An 18,588-nucleotide genomic window follows, 5' to 3' on the forward strand; every position below is an offset into this window, starting at 1 on the left:
AAAACGGTTGTTTTTATTTGAAATTCAATCATTTAAAAAATTATTTAGCTTTCAAATTTTAAGCAAATCTTAATGTATGATAAATATCATATTTTAAAAAAATAGGTAGAAGTAACTTTGTTAACACAAATTTAAGGTATGAGTGTCATTTATTTATTAATCTCAATAAGTATAGTCTTAGCTGTTACATTCTTGTATGTTTTTATAAGAATGGTAAAAAGCGGTCAGTTTGATGATGACTATACGCCATCTGTCAGAATGCTTTTTGACGATGAACTTCTCAAAGAAACTAACAAAAATCAAATACAAATAACAGAAGAAAAACAAGTTTAATTATGGACAAGCAACAATTTTATTACGACAACAAAATTGTAAGAAACTTTCTCTACGCTAGCATCGTTTTTGGTGTGGTAGGAATGTTAGTAGGGCTAATTCTAGCCTTCATGTTTTTATTTCCAAACATGACGAGTGGAATCTCGTTTTTAAGTTTTGGTAGATTAAGACCTTTACACACCAATGCGGTAATTTTTGCCTTTGTTGGAAACGCAATGTTTGCAGGAGTTTATTACTCAATGCAACGTTTGTTAAAAGCTAGAATGTTTAGCGATTTATTAAGCAAAATCCACTTTTGGGGTTGGCAATTAATTATTGTTGCTGCCGCTATTACTTTACCATTAGGATTTACAACATCTAAAGAATATGCGGAGTTAGAATGGCCAATTGATATTGCCATCGCATTAATTTGGGTTGTATTTGGTATCAACATGATAGGAACCATTATTAAAAGAAGAGAACGTCACATTTATGTAGCTATTTGGTTCTACATTGCTACTTTCGTTACGGTTGCAGTTCTTCATATCTTTAATAGTTTGGAATTACCAGTGGCTGGACTAAAATCTTACTCAGTTTATGCTGGTGTTCAAGATGCTTTAGTACAATGGTGGTATGGCCACAATGCGGTTGCATTTTTCTTGACAACACCTTTCTTAGGAATGATGTACTATTTTGTTCCAAAAGTGGCAAACAGACCTGTTTATTCATATAGACTTTCTATTATTCACTTCTGGTCATTAATTTTCTTATACATTTGGGCTGGACCTCACCACTTATTATATTCTGCATTACCTGATTGGGCTCAGAATCTTGGAGTTGTATTCTCTGTAATGTTAATTGCTCCGTCTTGGGGTGGTATGATCAACGGTTTATTAACACTTCGTGGTGTTTGGGATAAAGTTCGTACAGATTCAGTATTAAAATTCTTCGTAGTAGCAATTACGGGTTACGGTATGGCAACTTTTGAAGGACCAATGTTGTCTCTTAAAAATGTAAATGCTATAGCTCACTATACCGACTGGATTATTGCTCACGTTCACGTTGGTGCATTAGCTTGGAACGGATTTATGTCATTTGGTATCATCTATTGGTTGATTCCTCGTATGATGAAAACTAAATTATACTCTGAAAAATTAGCGAACTTCCACTTCTGGATTGGTACTTTAGGTATTATTTTATATGCACTTCCAATGTATGTTGCTGGGTTTACTCAAGCTTCTATGTGGAAACAATTTAAACCTGACGCTGGTAGCTTACAATATGGTAACTTCTTAGAAACAGTTACTCAATTAATGCCAATGTATTGGATGAGAGCTATTGGTGGTACTTTATTCTTAGCTGGTTTATTAGTATTATGTTACAATATTATTATGACTGTTAGACAAGGTGATACTGTTGAAAATGAATTAGCTGAAGCTCCAGCATTAGCAGATATAAGTAAAAATAGATTGAAAGGTGAGAAATGGCATGCTTGGTTAGAAAGAAAACCAGTTCAGTTCATGTTATTATCTACAGTTGCTATCTTAATTGGAGGATTGATTCAAATACTACCAACGCTTTTAGTAAAATCAAATATTCCTACTATCGCTGCTGTTAAGCCATATTCACCACTTGAATTACAAGGTAGAGATTTATATATTCGTGAAGGTTGTGTAAGCTGTCACTCTCAAATGATTCGTCCTTTCCGTTCAGAAGTTGAGCGTTATGGTGAATATTCTAAAGCGGGTGAATTTGTCTATGATCATCCATTCTTATGGGGTTCTAAACGTACTGGTCCAGATTTGGCTAGAGAAGGTGTTAAAGGAAAACCTTTCAACGGTGGTAGAGATAATGTATGGCATTTCAATCACTTCTATGATCCACAAAGTATTTCTCCAGGTTCATTGATGCCAAGATACCAATGGTTAGTTCAAAACAAATTGGATAACTCATTAGTTCAAGCTAAAATGGAAGCAATGGTCACACTTGGTGTTCCATATTCTCCTGAAGATATAGCTAATGCTCCAAAAGCTATTGATGAGCAAGCAAGTGCTATCGAAAAAACATTATTGGCTAATGCTGAGATTAAAAAATCTTTTGAAGGCTCAGATGTTCCATTAAAAGACAGAGAGATTATTGCACTTATTTCTTATATGCAACGTTTAGGTACTGATATTCAAGTAAAAGATAAAAAATAAGTCATGTTAAAATTCGTAAAACAAAATTTGGAAACGATTGATGGTGTATCTATTTACCCTATCATATCACTTGGAATCTTTTTTACAGCTTTTGTACTATACACCGTTTGGGCATTTACATATAGCAAAGACAGAATCAAAGAAATGAGTAATCTTCCATTAAACGACTAATTAATTTCAACATATAAAAGTTTAAAATAATGAAAAAAATAATTCCATCATACATAAGAGTTCCACTGATATTCGCAATTGTATTTGCAGCATTGGAATTTTTCATCGACTCAGGAGATAGACCTGCCTTTATAAAGTTCCCAATGGTTTCTTTATTCTTACTTGTCTTCCTATTTTTATTAATTGCAATTGAAGTTGTAGTTAATGCTGTCGATAAAGTTACTTATCATTTATTAACAGATGATCAGAAAAAACAATTAGACGATGCTCAATCATTACCATTTACTGAAGGTAAATTCTACCAAGGTATTATGAGTAAACTTACACGTTCTAAGGCTGTTGAGCAAGAAGCAGATGTAATGTTAGATCATGATTACGACGGTATTAGAGAGTTAGACAATGTATTGCCACCATGGTGGGTATATCTTTTCTATGCAACAATTGTCTTTGCTGCTGTTTACTTAATTCGTTTCCATGTTATGGGCGATTATACACAAGCACAAGAGTTTGACAAAGAAGTTGAATTGGCTAACATCGAAATTGCTAAAAATGCTGCTGCTTCTCCTGATGATATGAATATCGATAAAGTTACATTGTTAACTGATGCAGAAAGCATAGCTAAAGGAAAAGAAATTTTTACAAACACATGTGCTGCTTGTCACAAACCAGATGGTGGTGGATCAGTAGGACCAAACTTAACAGATGAATTTTGGATTAACGGTGGCGGAATCAAAAATGTTTTCAAAGTGATTACAGATGGTAGTCCAAATAACCCTTCAATGGTAGCTTGGAAAAACACTTTGAAACCAACAGATATTCAAAAAATTGCTAGTTACGTTTTAAGTCTTCAAGGTAGTAAACCAGCTGGCGGAAAAGCTGCTGAAGGTGAAAAATGGGTTGAAGATGCCGCTCCAAAAGCAGACGCTGCAGTGACAGCCACTGATAGTACAAAAACAGCTGAAGTTCCAGCAAAATAATAAAAAATGAAAAGGTTTTGGGATTGCTCAAAACCTTTTCAAAATTTACACGGTATTTTCCGTAAAACATAAGTTAAAATGGCATCAAATAATTTACCAGAAGAAAGTTTTAGAGATTCAATTTCAACTATTGATAAAAGTGGAAAAAGAGCATTTATTTTCTCTAAAATACCAGTTGGAAGGTTCTATAATAAGAGAAAACTCTTAAGTTACATATTATTAGCTTTTTTAGTAAGTGCTCCATTTATCAAAATCAATGGAAATCAATTTTTGATGTTCAATGTGCTGGAAAGAAAATTTAATATTTTTAGTTTTCCTTTTTGGCCACAAGATTTCCACCTTTTTGTAATCTCTATGATTATTGGAGTAGTGGGATTGGCTCTTTTTACTGTTGCTTTTGGTCGAATTTTTTGTGGTTGGTTTTGTCCTCAAACTATTTTTATGGAAATGGTTTTTCGTAGAATCGAATTTTGGATTGACGGAGACAGAGCGCAACAAATGCGTTTGGCGAAACAATCTTGGGATGGCGAAAAAATTAGAAAACGTTTAACCAAATGGATTATCTTTTTCATTATTTCATTTATAATAGCAAATGTATTTTTAGCTTATTTAATCGGAAGTGACGAATTAATTCGATTCATCGAAGAAGGACCAGCTCAAAACCAAAGTACGCTTATTGCTTTGCTAATTTTTACTGGTGTATTCTATTTTATTTATGCTTGGTTTAGAGAACAAGTTTGTATCATTGCTTGTCCTTACGGAAGAATGCAAGGTGTTTTGTTGGACAATAAAACCATAAACGTTGCATACGACCATGTTCGTGGTGAAGGTGAAATAGGTAGAGCTAAATTCAATAAAAATGAAGATAGAGCAGCATCTGGAAAAGGCGATTGTATCGATTGTAAAGTATGTGTTCACGTTTGCCCAACAGGTATCGATATTAGAAACGGTACGCAGTTAGAGTGTATCAACTGTACAGCTTGTATCGACGAGTGTGATACTATTATGGACAAAGTTGGTTTGCCTAAAGGACTAATTCGCTATGCAAGTGAAGACGAAATCGTTAAGAAAGAAAAATTCCAATTAACGCTTAGAATGAAAGGTTATATTGCTGTTTTGGCAATATTAATTGGAGTTTTTATCGGAATGCTTTTCTTGCGAAACGATGTAGAAGCTACTATTTTGCACATGCCTGGGCAATTGTTTCAACATGAAGGAAAAAATATTACTAATATTTACAACTATAAAATTATTAATAAAACCGAAGGTGCTTTTGACAATGTAACTTTCAAATTGGTTGATCCTAAAGGTGAAATAAAATTGGTCGGAAGTCCATTTGTTAAAGTTCCTAAACAAGGAATGGCGCAAGGAACTATGTTTGTAAAAATCCTTGAATCTAACCTTAAAGGCGAAAAAGTAGAATTGAAAATTGAAGTTTATAACAATAATAAGCTTATTGAATCAGCAACAACTAACTTTGTTGGTCCAAGAAACTTTAATTAAAAAATAGAAAACATGAAAATTAATTGGGGAACATCAATAGTAATTGCGTTTGCATTGTTTATCACTTTCATTTTATACTTTGTTTTCAAAGTTCAGTCTAATCCTAAATATGATAATGAGCTTGTAACCGAAGAATATTATAAAAAAGAGTTGGTTTATTCCAAACAAATGGAAAAAGAGCAAAATGCAAATGATATGGTTGTAAATGTTTTGGTTTCCAGAACAGATGAAGGCATTGCTATCGACTTTCCTGACGAAATAGATATTACCAAAGTAAAAGGAAAAGTGTCCTTATATAGACCGTCTAACCAGAAGCTCGATTTCGAAGTTCCTATTTCGTTATCAAGTCCACATTTGCTCATACCTAAAAGTAATCTGGCTAGCGGTCTTTGGGACATTTCTGTCGATTGGACATACGATGGTAAAGAATTTCTAAAAAAAGAAAAAATAAATTACTAAAAAATACTGGGTAAAATGACATTTGTCATCTTATTTATCACTACTAATTACTAACTTTATTATGTTAATTTCAGCTTTGGTTTTCGGTTTGATTAGCAGTTTGCATTGCATAGGGATGTGCGGACCAATCGCTATGATGCTACCTGTAGATCATAAAAACCCGAGTAAAAAAGCCATTCAGATTTTAACATACCATCTAGGAAGATTAACAGCCTATGCAACATTAGGTTTGCTCTTTGGATTAATAGGAAAAGGATTGTACTTAGCAGGAATGCAACAACGCATGTCGATAGTTGTGGGAATAATGATGATTTTGTTAGTTTTAATTCCCGAAAGAGTTTTTGCTAAGTACAATTTTTCAAGACCGATTTATAAACTAATTTCTAATATTAAATCTAACTTGGGTAACCAGTTTAAACGCAAAACACCCGATGCTTTGTTTACCATTGGACTACTCAACGGATTTTTACCATGCGGATTGGTTTATGCAGCACTTTTTGGCGCTATTGCTATGCAAAATGCCCTTTTAGGAGTTTCCTATATGCTGCTTTACGGACTTGGAACTATACCACTAATGAGCGCAGTGATTTATATAAGCAACTTTTTATCTGTACCGATACGAAGCAACTTGCAAAAAGTAATACCCATTGTAACCATTGTAATTGGCTTGTTATTTATTTTTAGAGGATTAGGACTTGACATTGCGTATTTGTCGCCAGGCAACATAGATTTGTTTGTGCAAGCAGAAGCCAATTGTCATAATTAGTAACCAAAAAATTAGAAATAAAATGGAAAGACATGATTTGCTCCACGAGTTTCCTGAATACCAGGAAAAACTAGATCTACTAAAAGAAAATGATACACATTTTAAAGATCTTTTTGATGAATACCACAAAGTAGAAAACGAAGTGCACCGTATCAACATAGGCGAACAAGTAGCTATAGACGAGTACACACACGAACTAAAAGCAAAATTACTACACCTAAAAGATGAAATTTATGCTATCCTAAACAAGTAGTACTACAACTAAAAAACCGCTTCAAGAGTTATTTTTTGAAGCGTTTTTTTTTGTAAACCTATTTCAGGAATTGTCAATACGATATAAAACCCAAAACGCTCTTTGTATTGGCGTTTTGGGTTGTTGAGTTGGGTTTTGGTTTATATTTTTCGTCTCCCAAATCCTTAGCAACCGTCATTTTTGAACTCACGTTTAAAAAGTATTTTTTTATCATGTGCAATGTAATCGCCCGATACAATCAAATAGGGATGATTGTTTGAAAAGCTTGCGTTGCGACTTCTTACAATTATTTTGTCGTTCACTTTCAAGCTACTTAATTGCTGAAAATCCTTAGGAGTAAATTGCATCATGTAATCTTGGCCTTCAATCCTAACTATAAGCCATTTTGGACCAGATGCATTCGCGTTTTCGCGCTGAAAAGTAACAGAAGTTACCACGGCTTCCATATCGGAGAAAGCCTTTATGTATCTCTTTATGTTAACATAACTAGCATAGACTTTCTTGCCTTCTGCCGAAGTTTGCCATTCTTTGTACTTTATACCATCAGGAGAAGCTTCCCATTTTTTCCTTTCATCAACGTAGGTTTTCTTGTTTGCAACAGCCAATACCTTTTGGGATGGTTTGGTTTCCTTTTTAATTTCACGATTAGCAAATACTAGTCCGCTTACTACAACTAATAATAAGATCAGAACATAAATGGTTTTTTTCATAAGTTTCCTTTTTTTTAAATTGGTTCTGCGAAACTAAGTGCTATTTTTAGAACTAAGCGATTTGGATTGTAAATAAAAATGTAAATTTTGTAAAAAAAGCGTAAATAGTATTTAAGTTGGGCGTCAGTTTGTTGGAACAATGACAAAATTAACAATTTAAAAACTCTAAATTATTTTTTTAATAAATACTTCTGAAACTATACTTCTGAAGTTAAATCTTTGCTCATAAAAATTTAGAATTATAGCAACTGAAAAAGAAAAAAAACCGAACGCTAAACAGCTTTTTCTAGCAATGGTTAGACAAAAGCAAAGTTTTCAAAAGCAACTATTTTTCAAAAAATAAAAATTCCTATCTTTGAGCATAATTTTAGATACAACATGACACTAACCGAAACCACCACCGAATTAGAGCTTTATTTTCAAAAGTTTAGAAAAAATATTATTGGTATTGACCAAGAATTTGATTCGCCTTTTGGAAAACAAAAAATAATCTACACCGATTGGACAGCAAGCGGCAGGTTGTATCGCCCAATTGAAGAAAAACTAATGAACGAGTTTGGTGCTTTTGTTGCTAACACGCACACCGAAACGACTGTTTCTGGAACTGCAATGACAATGGCGTATCACGAAGCCAAACACATTATAAAACACCATGTAAACGCCAACGATGATGATGTTCTAATAAACACAGGAACCGGAATGACAGGCGTTGTAAACAAATTTCAACGTATTTTGGGATTAAAACTTCCCGAAAATATGCGCGAGTTTATCAACTTGCCAAAAGAACTAAAACCTATCGTTTTTATTTCGCACATGGAACATCATTCTAATCAAACATCATGGCTAGAAACAATTGCCGATGTAGAAGTAATTCCGGCCAACGAAAACGGTTTGTTTTGTTTAGAAGAATTCAAAAAAGTGTTGGATAAATACAAAGATAGAAGTTTCAAAATTGCCTCTATAACTTCTTGCTCCAACGTAACCGGAATTAGAACACCCTATCATGAAGTTGCCAAAATTATGCATCAAAATAATGGTGTCTGTTTTGTAGATTTTGCGTGTTCTGGTCCTTACGTAAACATCGATATGCATCCAGAAGATAAAGAAAGTTACTTAGATGCGATTTTCTTTTCGCCACATAAGTTTTTGGGCGGACCAGGAACTTCGGGCGTTTTGGTTTTTAATAAAAATTTGTACAAAAACAATGTTCCCGATTGTCCAGGAGGCGGAACTGTAAGTTGGACAAATCCGTGGGGCGAACACAAATACATCGACAATATTGAAGATAGAGAAGATGGTGGAACGCCAGGTTTTTTGCAAGTTATAAAAACCGCTTTGGCGATTCAGCTAAAAGAAGAAATGGGCGTAAACAACATTTTAGCCCGTGAACACGAAATTGTTGATTACGTTTTTGAACAATTAGGAAATGTGGAAGGTTTGAACATTTTGGCAAATGAACATCAAGATAGGCTAGGAGTGATTTCGTTTTATATCGACAATTTGCACTACAATTTAGGCGTAAAATTGCTGAACGATAAATTCGGAATTCAAACGCGTGGTGGTTGCAGTTGCGCTGGAACATACGGACATTATTTGCTTCATGTTGACCAAGAAACTTCACACGATTTGGTTTGTCAAATAGCTTCTGGAGATTTGATAAGAAAACCAGGCTGGATTAGAATGTCAATTCACCCAACTACAACTTCAAGCGAAATTAAGTTTGTGTGCGATAGTATAAAATCGTTAGCAGAAAAACACAAAACTTGGGAAAACGAATATAATTACAATCCGTCCAACAACGAGTTTACACACAAAGACGCCACCAATTACGAGAAAGAATTAGTATCCAATTGGTTTAGAAAATAAATTGATTCTACACGAATTACACAAATTAACACTAAACAAAATGTGAAAAAAATTACACAAAGATTCGTGAAATTTCAAGTGAAAATAATTTGTGCAAATTTGTGTAATTTGTGTTGGATTTACTTCTATAATTTGTGTTGAAGTTACTTCAAGTAGATTTTAAAATTTGTGAAATTTCAAGTAAAAAGAATTCGTGCAAATTAGTGAAATTTGTGTCACTTTTACTTAGTTTGCATTCAAACAATCAGAGAAAAATTCGTGAAACTTAAAGCAAGCAAAATCTGTGCAAATTTGTGTAATTTGTGTTGAAGTTACTTCAAGTAGATTTTTAAAATTTGTGAAATTTCAAGTAAAAACAATTCGTGAAAATTAGTGAAATTTGTGTTGAAATTATTTCTATTAAATTCACAATCAAAGAAAAATTCGTGAAATTTAAAGCAAAAACTATTCGTGCAAATTCGTGAAATTTGTGTCTTTCTACTGAAAATGTTCGCGCTTATGTTTCCAACGTTTGTGCGTCCATAAATATAAACTTGGGTTTTCGTAGATTTGTTGTTCTACTTTTCGCATAAAAGCTTCCGAAATTTTATAATCAGGAACCGAGTTTATATCGTCGGACATTAGTTCTAAAGTTGCTTCGTAATGACCTCTTTTTACTTTAGTTGTTTTTAGGAAAACTACATTCATATCAAATCGTTTTGCCAAAACTTCGGCACCAATATGAATAGGTGTTTCAATTCCCAAAAAAGAATCCCAATGAAGATTATGTGATGCTCTTGGTGTTTGATCGCTTGCAAATCCGTACAATCCTAAAACGCCATTTTTACTATTTTCTTCAATGCAAGTTTTGGTTTCTTTGGTCGTAATCAAATAAGCTTTGAAACGCGAACGAATGTCTTTTACAAGTTTATCAAAATAAGGATTCGCAATTTTTTTGTAAATACCATAACCTTTAAAAGTGATATGATGATTTAATGACACAGCCCATTCATAACTAGCATAATGCGCGCATAAAAGAGCAATGCTTTTCCCTTTTTTTTCAAATTCGAGATACGATTCTAAATTTATAATTTTATAACGTTTATCTATTTGCTTTCTCGAAATAGTCATCGTTTTTGCCATTTCAAGAAACATATCGCATAAATGCTTGAACGAATCTTTTTCTATTTGCAATCTTTCAGCTTCGGTTTTATCAGGAAAAGCTAATTTTAAATTTTCTCGAACTGTTTTTTTGCGGTAGCCAATTACATAATAGACAACGAAATAGACTATATCAGAAACAAAATATAATACTCGAAAAGGCAGCATCGAAACGCACCAAAGTATAGGATATATAAGAAGATAGACTAAAAACTGCATCAATTATTTTTTACAAATATAAGGCAAAAGTTAATTTGACTATCTATTTTAACAAAAGCTAAAGAAACTATTTCTATTTTTACCAAACTAAATTTTACCAATTTAATTTATGACAGCAGTACTTATTTTTATTATCGCAGCCAACGTTATAGTGAGTTTCAAAGGATTTGATGACATTCATTTTTTTAGAAAATACGAATTCCACATCGGAAGCATTCGCGCTGGCGAACAACTTCGTATGATAACTTCTGCCTTTCTTCATGCCGATATTGCGCATTTGGCATTTAATATGCTAACATTGTACTTTTTTGCGCCAACTGTTATAAGTTATTTAGGAAACGCCAATTTTCTGCTAGTGTATTTCGGAAGCCTACTTTTTGGAAGTTTACTAACGTTATTAATGCACAAAAACGATTACAGTTACCGAGCCATAGGCGCTTCTGGAGCTGTAACAGGCGTTTTGTATTCGGCAATTTTGTTTCAGCCAGATATGAGTTTATATATGTTCTTTATTCCAATTCCCATTCCAGCCTACATTTTCGGAATAGGTTATTTACTCTATTCTATTTACGGAATGAAAGCCAAGAACGATAACATTGGTCACACAGCGCATTTTGGAGGTGCAATCGGCGGTTATTTGATAACATTGATAAAAGAACCACACATGTTTACCGATAATACACAAATGGTGCTTCTTTTGGCAATTCCAATTGTAATTTTATTTGTAATGACCAAACTCGGAAAATTATAATTTTTATTTTTTGGGCGTTTCCCTTCGGGTCGGGCTATACATTCCAAATCTTTACTTTTTTAAAGAAAAAAAGTAAAGGATTTCCATTTCTATCCCTAACGCAGTCTGTAGTTAAAAATTTGGCACACATTTTGAAATCACGAATACAAACTAAAACAAATTTATTATGAAAAAATCAATTCTAATTCTAATCACATTTTTTACAATTATGATGGACGCACAAGAGTACAAACCGCAAATTCCACAAGTGACAGTTTCAGGCGAAGGAAAAATAAAAGTTACACCAGACCAAGCTTTGTTAACAGTTTCAATAGAAACCAAAGGCACAAAAGCTGCTGATGTAAAAAAAGAAAATGACATCGCTGTCGAAAAAGTGTTGCAATTTGTAAAAAGAATGAAATTGCCAAAAGAAGATGTACTTACACAACGAGTGAATTTATACCCAAATTACGATTACGAAAAAAAGAAACATAATTATTTAGCCAATCAAACAATCGTAATTCTATTAAAAGACTTATCAAAATACGATGAATTATCAGAAGGGTTAATAGATAATGGCGTAAACAGAATTGAAAATGTAGAATTCAAATCATCTAAATTAGAACAACTACAATCAGATGCTCGTAAAGCAGCCATGAAAGATGCTAAACAAAAAGCCGAAGATTACGTTTCTGTTTTAAATCAAAAAATTGGAAAAGCACTTTTAATCAATGATAATTCTCAAGCTTACTATCCGCAACCTATATACAAAGGAGCAATGATGGCAATGGCAGATGGATCAGAAGCACCAAGAGAAACATTAGCAATTGGTGAAATTGAAGTTATTGCCAATGTAACAGTAAGTTTTCTGTTGGATTAAGAAGTTAGAATAAAGAAAAGAGAATAAAGAAAAGAGAAAATTCGCAATGAGTTTTCTCTTTTTTTATAATAATTACCAAACTTATATGACCTTAAATGCCTTATATGGTAAACAAATCAGTCTTTCTTATTTGGAACAGGATCATAACCCGATTTTCCCCATGGATGACAACTCAGTATTCGTTTCACACCAAGATAAGTTCCGTAAAATAATCCATGAATTTTCAAGGCATCCACAAAATAGTGCGAACAAGTTGGCTCAAAACGACAAGCAGCTGGCGTAAATGGCGAAATGGCACCTTGATAAAAGCGAATAAGAACAAGTAAAGGAAAAATAAGAATTTTTTTCAACATAGTTACAATCTTAATTCTGCCTTCTGAAATCTGTTTTTTGAAAACTAAACCATACTAAACTCAGTACCGTCTTTGCCATCTTTCAACTGAATACCAAGCGCTAATAACTGATCTCTAATTTGGTCAGACATAGCAAAATCTTTGTTGGCTCTGGCAGTATTTCGCATTTCAATAAGCAATTCAACCAAACCAGTAACTTTTTCCAAATTGCCTTCAGAGCTAGTTTCGCTTGCTAATCCTAAAACATCAAAAACAAATGCTTTTATCGTTTTAGAAAAATCTTCCAAATCAGTAGCAGTAAGTGTTACTGAATTCTCTTTCAACAAATTCACAAAACGAACACCTTCAAATAAATTTGCAATTAAAATTGGCGTGTTTAAATCGTCATTCATTGCTTCATAGCAAGAATTTTTCCATGCGGCAACATTCAAAGTAGAAATTGTCGAAGCTTTTATCGAATCTAATTGTTTGATAGCTTCAACCAATCGGTTATATCCTTTTTCGGCAGCAATCATGGCCTCGTTAGAAATATCTAAAACACTTCTGTAATGCGCTTGCATAAAGCAAAAACGAACCACGCTTGACTGGAATTTCTTTTCAAAAAAATCATTATCGCCATTTACTAATTGCATTGGCAAAATATAATTTCCTGTCGATTTACTCATACGCAAACCATTCATGGTAAGCATGTTGGTGTGCATCCAATAATTTACTGGAGTTATATCGTTACAAGCTTTTCCTTGAGCCACTTCACACTCATGATGCGGGAATTTCAAATCCATTCCGCCACCGTGAATATCAAATCTTTCACCCAAATATTTCGTACTCATTGCAGTACATTCCAAATGCCAACCAGGAAAACCTTCACCCCAAGGCGAATTCCAACGCATGATATGTGCTGGCGACGCATTTTTCCACAAAGCAAAATCTTGCGGGTTTTTCTTTTCATTTTGTCCGTCCAAATCTCTTGTATTGGCAAACAATTCTTCTATATTTCGATTACTTAATTCACCATAATTCAAGCCCTTTTTGTTGTATTCAAAAACATCAAAATAAACCGAACCATTGCTTTCATAAGCAAAACCTTTTTCTATTAATTTCTCAATCAATTCAATTTGCTCAATAATATGACCCGTTGCAGTTGGCTCAATAGTTGGTGGCAACAAATTGTAAACTTCCAAAACCCTATGAAAATCAACCGTATATTTCTGAACGACTTCCATTGGTTCTAGTTTTTCCAGACGTGTTTGCTTCACAAAACGGTCATTGTCAACATTTCCATCATCGGTCAAATGCCCAGCATCGGTAATATTTCGAACATAACGAACTTTGTATCCCAAATGAAGTAAATATCGATACACCATGTCAAAACTCATAAAAGTTCGTACATTTCCTAGGTGAACATTGCTATAAACCGTTGGTCCACATACATACATGCCAATATTTCCATCATTTAATGGCACAAAAACTTCCTTTTCGCCCGAAAGCGTGTTGTATATTTTTAAACTATTGGTTGTATATAACTGCATTTTTTATTTTTTAGGAGCTAATCCCGCTATTCGTTCCAATCTTTTCTTTTTTATACTTCGACTGCGCTCAGCATGAAAAAGAAAAGGATTTCCACTGCTATCGGGGCTAGTTAATCAACTTTATCTTAAAATTTTGTATCGAACTTAATGTAATCCAAAAATTCTCTTTTGGTATTCTCATCTTTAAATTTTCCTCCAAATTCAGAGGTAACCGTGCTACTTTCAATATCTTTTATTCCTCTTGAATTCACACACAAATGTTTTGCATCAATTATACAAGCAACATCATCCGTTCCAAGCACCTTTTGCATTTCTTGTACAATTTGCATAGTCAATCTTTCTTGCACTTGAGGTCTTTTGGCAAAATACTCTACAATTCTATTCATTTTAGAAAGTCCAATCACTTTTCCATTCGAAATATAAGCAACATGTGCTCTACCAATAATAGGAAGCAAATGATGCTCGCAGGTTGAGTAAAGTGTTATGTTTTTTTCAACCAACATTTCACCATACTTATAGTTGTTATCAAATGTAGAAGAGCTCGGTTTTTTGGTTGGATTCAATCCACCAAAAAGTTCTTTCACAAACATTTTTGCTACTCTATTTGGAGTTCCTTTTATGCTGTCATCTTCCAAATCCATGCCAAGTGTTTGCAGAATACTCTCAACATCTTTTTTGATAAGTTCAATTTTTTGCTCATCAGAAATGTCAAATGCGTCCTTTCTTACAGGATTTTGTGCAGAAGTTGCTATGTGATTTTCGCCTATTTCATCATTATAATCTGATGTAATACTCATGTGCTTCTAATTTTAAAAATGAACTGCAAAGGTAAATAATTAATAGTTTATTTATTTCTGATAAATTGAATATTTAAAAAAAAATAATTTTAAGATAATTATTTGTGAATTTTATGTAAATTTCGCTCCTCAAAAAAACTATACCAATGAAAAAAACACTATTATTAATTGCTTTAAATATGTTGTTTGCCAATGTTTTAGTCGCTCAAAATCTGCTAACGAATGGTAGTTTTGAACTAGGCGGAAGCGGAAACGGATTTTTAGTTGATGGAACGGGATATACCGAATTAACGGCTCCTTTTGCAGGAACAACATCGGCTGGTAATTATGCTTTTGTAACCAATCCTCAAGTTTTAAATACTGCAAGTTTTATTGTTGCAACAGATCATACATCAGGAACTGGAAAAATGATGGTCATTGATGGAAATAATGCTGTTGGTAATCCACGTTTCTGGAAAGCAGGTAATACTGGCGGTGGTGTTTGCGGGTTAACTGTTGGAAAAAAATATGAATTTAGTTTTTGGGCAAAATCTATTTATGATCCAACAATTGTAGGAAGCACACAACCAAGTATTAATGTACAGTTTACAAATGCTACAAGTGTAACTCCTGTTCCAAGTCCAACTTTGATAGATGTGCCAAATAGTCCTTGGCAAAAAATAACTTACACTTTTGTAGCTTCAAATGCTTGTGTAAATATTGAATTATGGAATACAAATAATGGTTTTCCAGGCAATGATTTTGCAGTTGATGATTTTTCGGTAAATTTATTACCAACAGCTACAATTTCTGGTGCTGCAACAGTTTGCGTAGGAGCAAATACAGCTATAACTTTTACAGGAGCAAACGGAACGCCGCCCTATACATTTGCCTATACTATTGGTGGTGGATTAACTCAAACGGTTTCAACGACTGCAACAACAAATTCTGTTACTGTTCCAGTAGTCGTAAACACTGCTACTAGTTATACGTATAATTTAGTAAACGTTGAAAGTGGTGGCCTTACAAATGTTTTGCCAGCATCGAGTGCAACTGTCGTTGTTGAAAATGTAAAGGGAACAATTTCTGGTAATACTACGGTTTGTTTAAACGGTACTTCACCTATTATTACTTTTACGGCTAGCAATTGTGCACCTCCTTACATGTTTAATTATAATATTAATGGAGGAGTTTTACAAACAGTGTATGCTAATACCAGTAATACAGCAACTGTTAGTGTTCCTACAAATGTTGCTGGAGTTTATAATTATAATCTTGTTAGTGTTCAGAATGCTTCTTCTACAAGTACAGAACCTATAAGCACAGTTACTGTAAATGTTTTGAAATTTGATGCTAGTTTTAGTGTATCAACAATTAACAATGTATGTCCTGGTGATATTGAGACTTTAACTATTAACGGAACACCTAATACTACCGTTCACATAGCTTCAAGTCTTTCTCCAACGGTATTAATACCTGTTGCGCTAGGAGCAAGTGGAGTTGGGACCTACACAACACCGGCTATTAATGTGACAACTTCTTATTTTTTAGTAGATAGTACAGATGGAACTTGTACTAATAATGTAAGCGGAACGGTTACTATAAATGTTCTAACTTTTTCTAACGATACATCTGGAGGAGGACCACCATTTGTTAAACTACAAGGGCCAACTACAGTTTGTAATGGCGGACAAGTTACTACATTAACAACCACTTTTCAGGACAAAAAAAGGACTACTAGTTATACGGTAACATCTATACCATATGCGCCAGCTTATAGTTTTACTAGTTTAAATCAAATTCCGATTCCACCATCTCCTGCAAATCAAGATGATTTTTTTGCTGGAACCTCAAGTACATCACCTTTTACGTTACCTTTTAATTTTAATTTTTATGGAAATGATTACGATAAAGTGGTGGTTGGGTCTAATGGATTATTAACATTTGATCTAGGTAGATTAGGAACAATTTGTGATTATACAAATCCTGCTGATTTAAATAATTCAGGTGCGTCAACAGCTGTCACTATAAAAAATGCAATTTTTGGAGTTTGGCAAGATATTGATTTTACAAATTCGCCTGCGCCACCAGCTTCAATTAATTATTATGTTGCAAATGCTTGTCCAACAGGGGATAACAGGGTTTTTGTCATGAATACGAATGAAGTTTTCTTATGGGGAGATGGTACAACTCATCCAAATGGAAAACAATCTTATCAAATTGTTTTGTATGAAACTTCAAACATAATTGATGTTTATGTTAAAAGAAGAAAAAACACTACTGGAAATTGGGGCGGATTTGGTATAATTGGTTTAATAAATAGCACGGGATCTAATGCAATAACAGCACCTGGAAGAAATAGATTTTCAGGTTCGTGGGAAAGTTTAACAGGAGAAGCATGGAGATTTAAGCCAAATGGAACTTCGTTAAGTACTTTAAAATGGTATAAAAATGGAGTTGAAATCCTTCCAACACCTGCTATTACAGTTGTTGGAGGTGTTGCTACATCTACTATAAACATAAATGCTAACCAAAATGATGTTTATACGTCTGAAGTTACTTATCTGAATCCAGATGGAACACAAGATTTTGTTTTGCAAGATTCTTATATTGTGGATGTGCAACCTTTAATTCCTACTCTTGACCCTAAACCTTTAACTATTTGTAGCGCGGGTCCTTCTCATACATTTAATTTAGATCAAAATGTTTATATGCTAAATGGGCAAAGTGCAGGAGATTTTGATTTCAGTTATCATGAAACTTATGCAGATGCTTTGGCTACTTTACCTGCAATACCAACTACTTATACACCAGCTTTAGGAACAGTTTTTCCTAAAACTATTTATGTGTCTATAACAGATTTTAATACTGGATGTACAAACATAAGAAGTTTTACTATTGATGTTGTTACACCAGCTTCAGGGGCATTCAGTTACGCTGGTAGTCCTTATTGTGTTGGAGATACAACTTCCTATTTGCCTACTTCTACGTTAACATCAGGAGGATTCTTTTCTTCACCAGATGGTTTGACAGTTGATGCAATTACAGGACAAATATCTTTTGGAACTTTACCAGTTGGATTTTATCATGTAAATTATGTTTTCCCTTCAGCTTTTGGATGTACTGCAGCACCAGTTTCTGCTACAATTGAGATAAAAGCTTGTGGGAATATAACAGCTTCCAACACTGGACCAATTTGTGAAGGAAGCACCTTTGATTTAAATGGAACAACTGTTCTAGGAGCTCACCATTATGGATGGACTGGACCAGGAGGCTATACTTCAACTACATTGGCTAATACTGGATTAACTATCCCTGCAACTGCTATAGCACCTTATTTATACACACTATCAGCTTATGATATTTTAGGAAATGTTATTTCTACTGATGATACGGAGGTTGTGGTTAATGCAAACCCTTCTTTAGTAATCACCAATCCATCTTCGGTATGTTTCCCAACCACGGTTGATATTACAGCAGCAGCAGTAACAGCAGGAAGTACGAATTTGGGAGCATTGACATATTGGACAAATGCGGCAGCGACTAGCTCATTAGCGACTCCAACAGCCATAGCAACTAGTGGAACGTATTATATTAAGAGTACCACAGGTAGTTGTGTTGATATCAAACCAGTAGTTGTAACAATAAATACAACACCAGTATTAACGATAGTAAATCCACCATCAGTTTGTACACCAACAACGGTAAACATTACAACAAGTTCTGTAATCACAGGCAACACAGGA

At 33.9% G+C, this 18,588-nt stretch carries 16 protein-coding genes and 1 pseudogene; 12 read left to right on the forward strand and 5 right to left on the reverse strand.

Annotation, left to right across the window (positions count from 1 at the left end; all coding sequences use genetic code 11):
• Nucleotides 1–138 precede the first annotated feature (138 nt).
• From ccoS to O9267_RS02600, 8 genes are all read left to right on the forward strand, one after another.
• Nucleotides 139–333: a cbb3-type cytochrome oxidase assembly protein CcoS gene (gene ccoS, locus O9267_RS02565; RefSeq protein WP_298175652.1), complete on the forward strand. Its 195-nt coding sequence runs from the start codon at nucleotides 139–141 to the stop codon at nucleotides 331–333.
• Between the two features lie 2 nt (nucleotides 334–335).
• Nucleotides 336–2,510: a cytochrome-c oxidase, cbb3-type subunit I gene (ccoN, locus tag O9267_RS02570; protein ID WP_298175654.1), complete on the forward strand. Its 2,175-nt coding sequence runs from the start codon at nucleotides 336–338 to the stop codon at nucleotides 2,508–2,510.
• Between the two features lie 3 nt (nucleotides 2,511–2,513).
• Nucleotides 2,514–2,681, forward strand: a complete 168-nt coding sequence (locus tag O9267_RS02575) for a CcoQ/FixQ family Cbb3-type cytochrome c oxidase assembly chaperone (protein ID WP_298175656.1) — start codon at nucleotides 2,514–2,516, stop codon at nucleotides 2,679–2,681.
• Between the two features lie 29 nt (nucleotides 2,682–2,710).
• Entirely contained in the window at nucleotides 2,711–3,658 is a 948-nt protein-coding gene (locus O9267_RS02580; RefSeq protein WP_298175658.1) for a cbb3-type cytochrome c oxidase N-terminal domain-containing protein, read from the forward strand.
• A 78-nt stretch (nucleotides 3,659–3,736) separates the two neighbouring features.
• Nucleotides 3,737–5,161 (forward strand): cytochrome c oxidase accessory protein CcoG, encoded by a 1,425-nt coding sequence (gene ccoG / locus O9267_RS02585; protein ID WP_298175660.1) that lies wholly within the window; start codon nucleotides 3,737–3,739, stop codon nucleotides 5,159–5,161.
• A 12-nt stretch (nucleotides 5,162–5,173) separates the two neighbouring features.
• Nucleotides 5,174–5,620, forward strand: coding sequence for a FixH family protein (locus O9267_RS02590; RefSeq protein WP_298175662.1), 447 nt, complete (start codon nucleotides 5,174–5,176; stop codon nucleotides 5,618–5,620).
• 61 nt (nucleotides 5,621–5,681) lie between these two features.
• On the forward strand, nucleotides 5,682–6,386 hold the full coding sequence (locus tag O9267_RS02595; RefSeq protein ID WP_298175665.1) for a sulfite exporter TauE/SafE family protein: 705 nt from the start codon (nucleotides 5,682–5,684) through the stop codon (nucleotides 6,384–6,386).
• A 22-nt stretch (nucleotides 6,387–6,408) separates the two neighbouring features.
• Nucleotides 6,409–6,639, forward strand: coding sequence for a DUF465 domain-containing protein (locus O9267_RS02600; protein WP_298175667.1), 231 nt, complete (start codon nucleotides 6,409–6,411; stop codon nucleotides 6,637–6,639).
• Between the two features lie 164 nt (nucleotides 6,640–6,803).
• Here O9267_RS02600 and O9267_RS02605 read toward each other — a convergent pair whose 3' ends face one another.
• Nucleotides 6,804–7,349 (reverse strand): hypothetical protein, encoded by a 546-nt coding sequence (locus tag O9267_RS02605; protein WP_298175669.1) that lies wholly within the window; start codon nucleotides 7,347–7,349, stop codon nucleotides 6,804–6,806.
• Nucleotides 7,350–7,727: 378 nt separating this feature from the next.
• Here O9267_RS02605 and O9267_RS02610 point away from each other — a divergent pair, with 378 nt between their 5' ends.
• Nucleotides 7,728–9,215 carry an aminotransferase class V-fold PLP-dependent enzyme gene (locus O9267_RS02610; protein WP_298175671.1) on the forward strand — a complete coding sequence of 496 codons (1,488 nt, stop codon included), beginning with the start codon at nucleotides 7,728–7,730 and terminating at the stop codon, nucleotides 9,213–9,215.
• 477 nt (nucleotides 9,216–9,692) lie between these two features.
• Here the strand turns inward: O9267_RS02610 and O9267_RS02615 are convergent, their stop codons facing one another.
• Nucleotides 9,693–10,574: a lipid A biosynthesis acyltransferase gene (locus O9267_RS02615; RefSeq protein ID WP_298175673.1), complete on the reverse strand. Its 882-nt coding sequence runs from the start codon at nucleotides 10,572–10,574 to the stop codon at nucleotides 9,693–9,695.
• A gap of 109 nt (nucleotides 10,575–10,683) precedes the next feature.
• Between O9267_RS02615 and O9267_RS02620 the strand changes: the two genes are divergently transcribed.
• Both O9267_RS02620 and O9267_RS02625 read left to right on the forward strand, forming a co-directional pair.
• Entirely contained in the window at nucleotides 10,684–11,325 is a 642-nt protein-coding gene (locus O9267_RS02620) for a rhomboid family intramembrane serine protease (protein ID WP_298175675.1), read from the forward strand.
• Between the two features lie 166 nt (nucleotides 11,326–11,491).
• A complete protein-coding gene (locus O9267_RS02625) occupies nucleotides 11,492–12,184 on the forward strand; it encodes an SIMPL domain-containing protein (RefSeq protein WP_298175677.1) in 693 nt (230 codons plus the stop codon).
• Between the two features lie 116 nt (nucleotides 12,185–12,300).
• Here O9267_RS02625 and yidD read toward each other — a convergent pair whose 3' ends face one another.
• The 3 genes from yidD to folE all read right to left on the reverse strand — a co-directional run bounded on the left by yidD (nucleotide 12,301) and on the right by folE (nucleotide 14,863).
• Nucleotides 12,301–12,537 (reverse strand): membrane protein insertion efficiency factor YidD, encoded by a 237-nt coding sequence (gene yidD, locus O9267_RS02630; protein WP_298175679.1) that lies wholly within the window; start codon nucleotides 12,535–12,537, stop codon nucleotides 12,301–12,303.
• A 44-nt stretch (nucleotides 12,538–12,581) separates the two neighbouring features.
• On the reverse strand, nucleotides 12,582–14,066 hold the full coding sequence (gene cysS, locus O9267_RS02635) for a cysteine--tRNA ligase (RefSeq protein ID WP_298175681.1): 1,485 nt from the start codon (nucleotides 14,064–14,066) through the stop codon (nucleotides 12,582–12,584).
• Between the two features lie 125 nt (nucleotides 14,067–14,191).
• A complete protein-coding gene (folE, locus tag O9267_RS02640) occupies nucleotides 14,192–14,863 on the reverse strand; it encodes a GTP cyclohydrolase I FolE (protein ID WP_298175683.1) in 672 nt (223 codons plus the stop codon).
• Between the two features lie 146 nt (nucleotides 14,864–15,009).
• Here folE and O9267_RS02645 point away from each other — a divergent pair.
• Nucleotides 15,010–18,588, forward strand: a pseudogene (locus O9267_RS02645) (hypothetical protein); the annotation flags it as partial.

Source organism: Flavobacterium sp. (genome assembly GCF_027531705.1).
Classification (GTDB): Bacteria; Bacteroidota; Bacteroidia; order Flavobacteriales; family Flavobacteriaceae; genus Flavobacterium.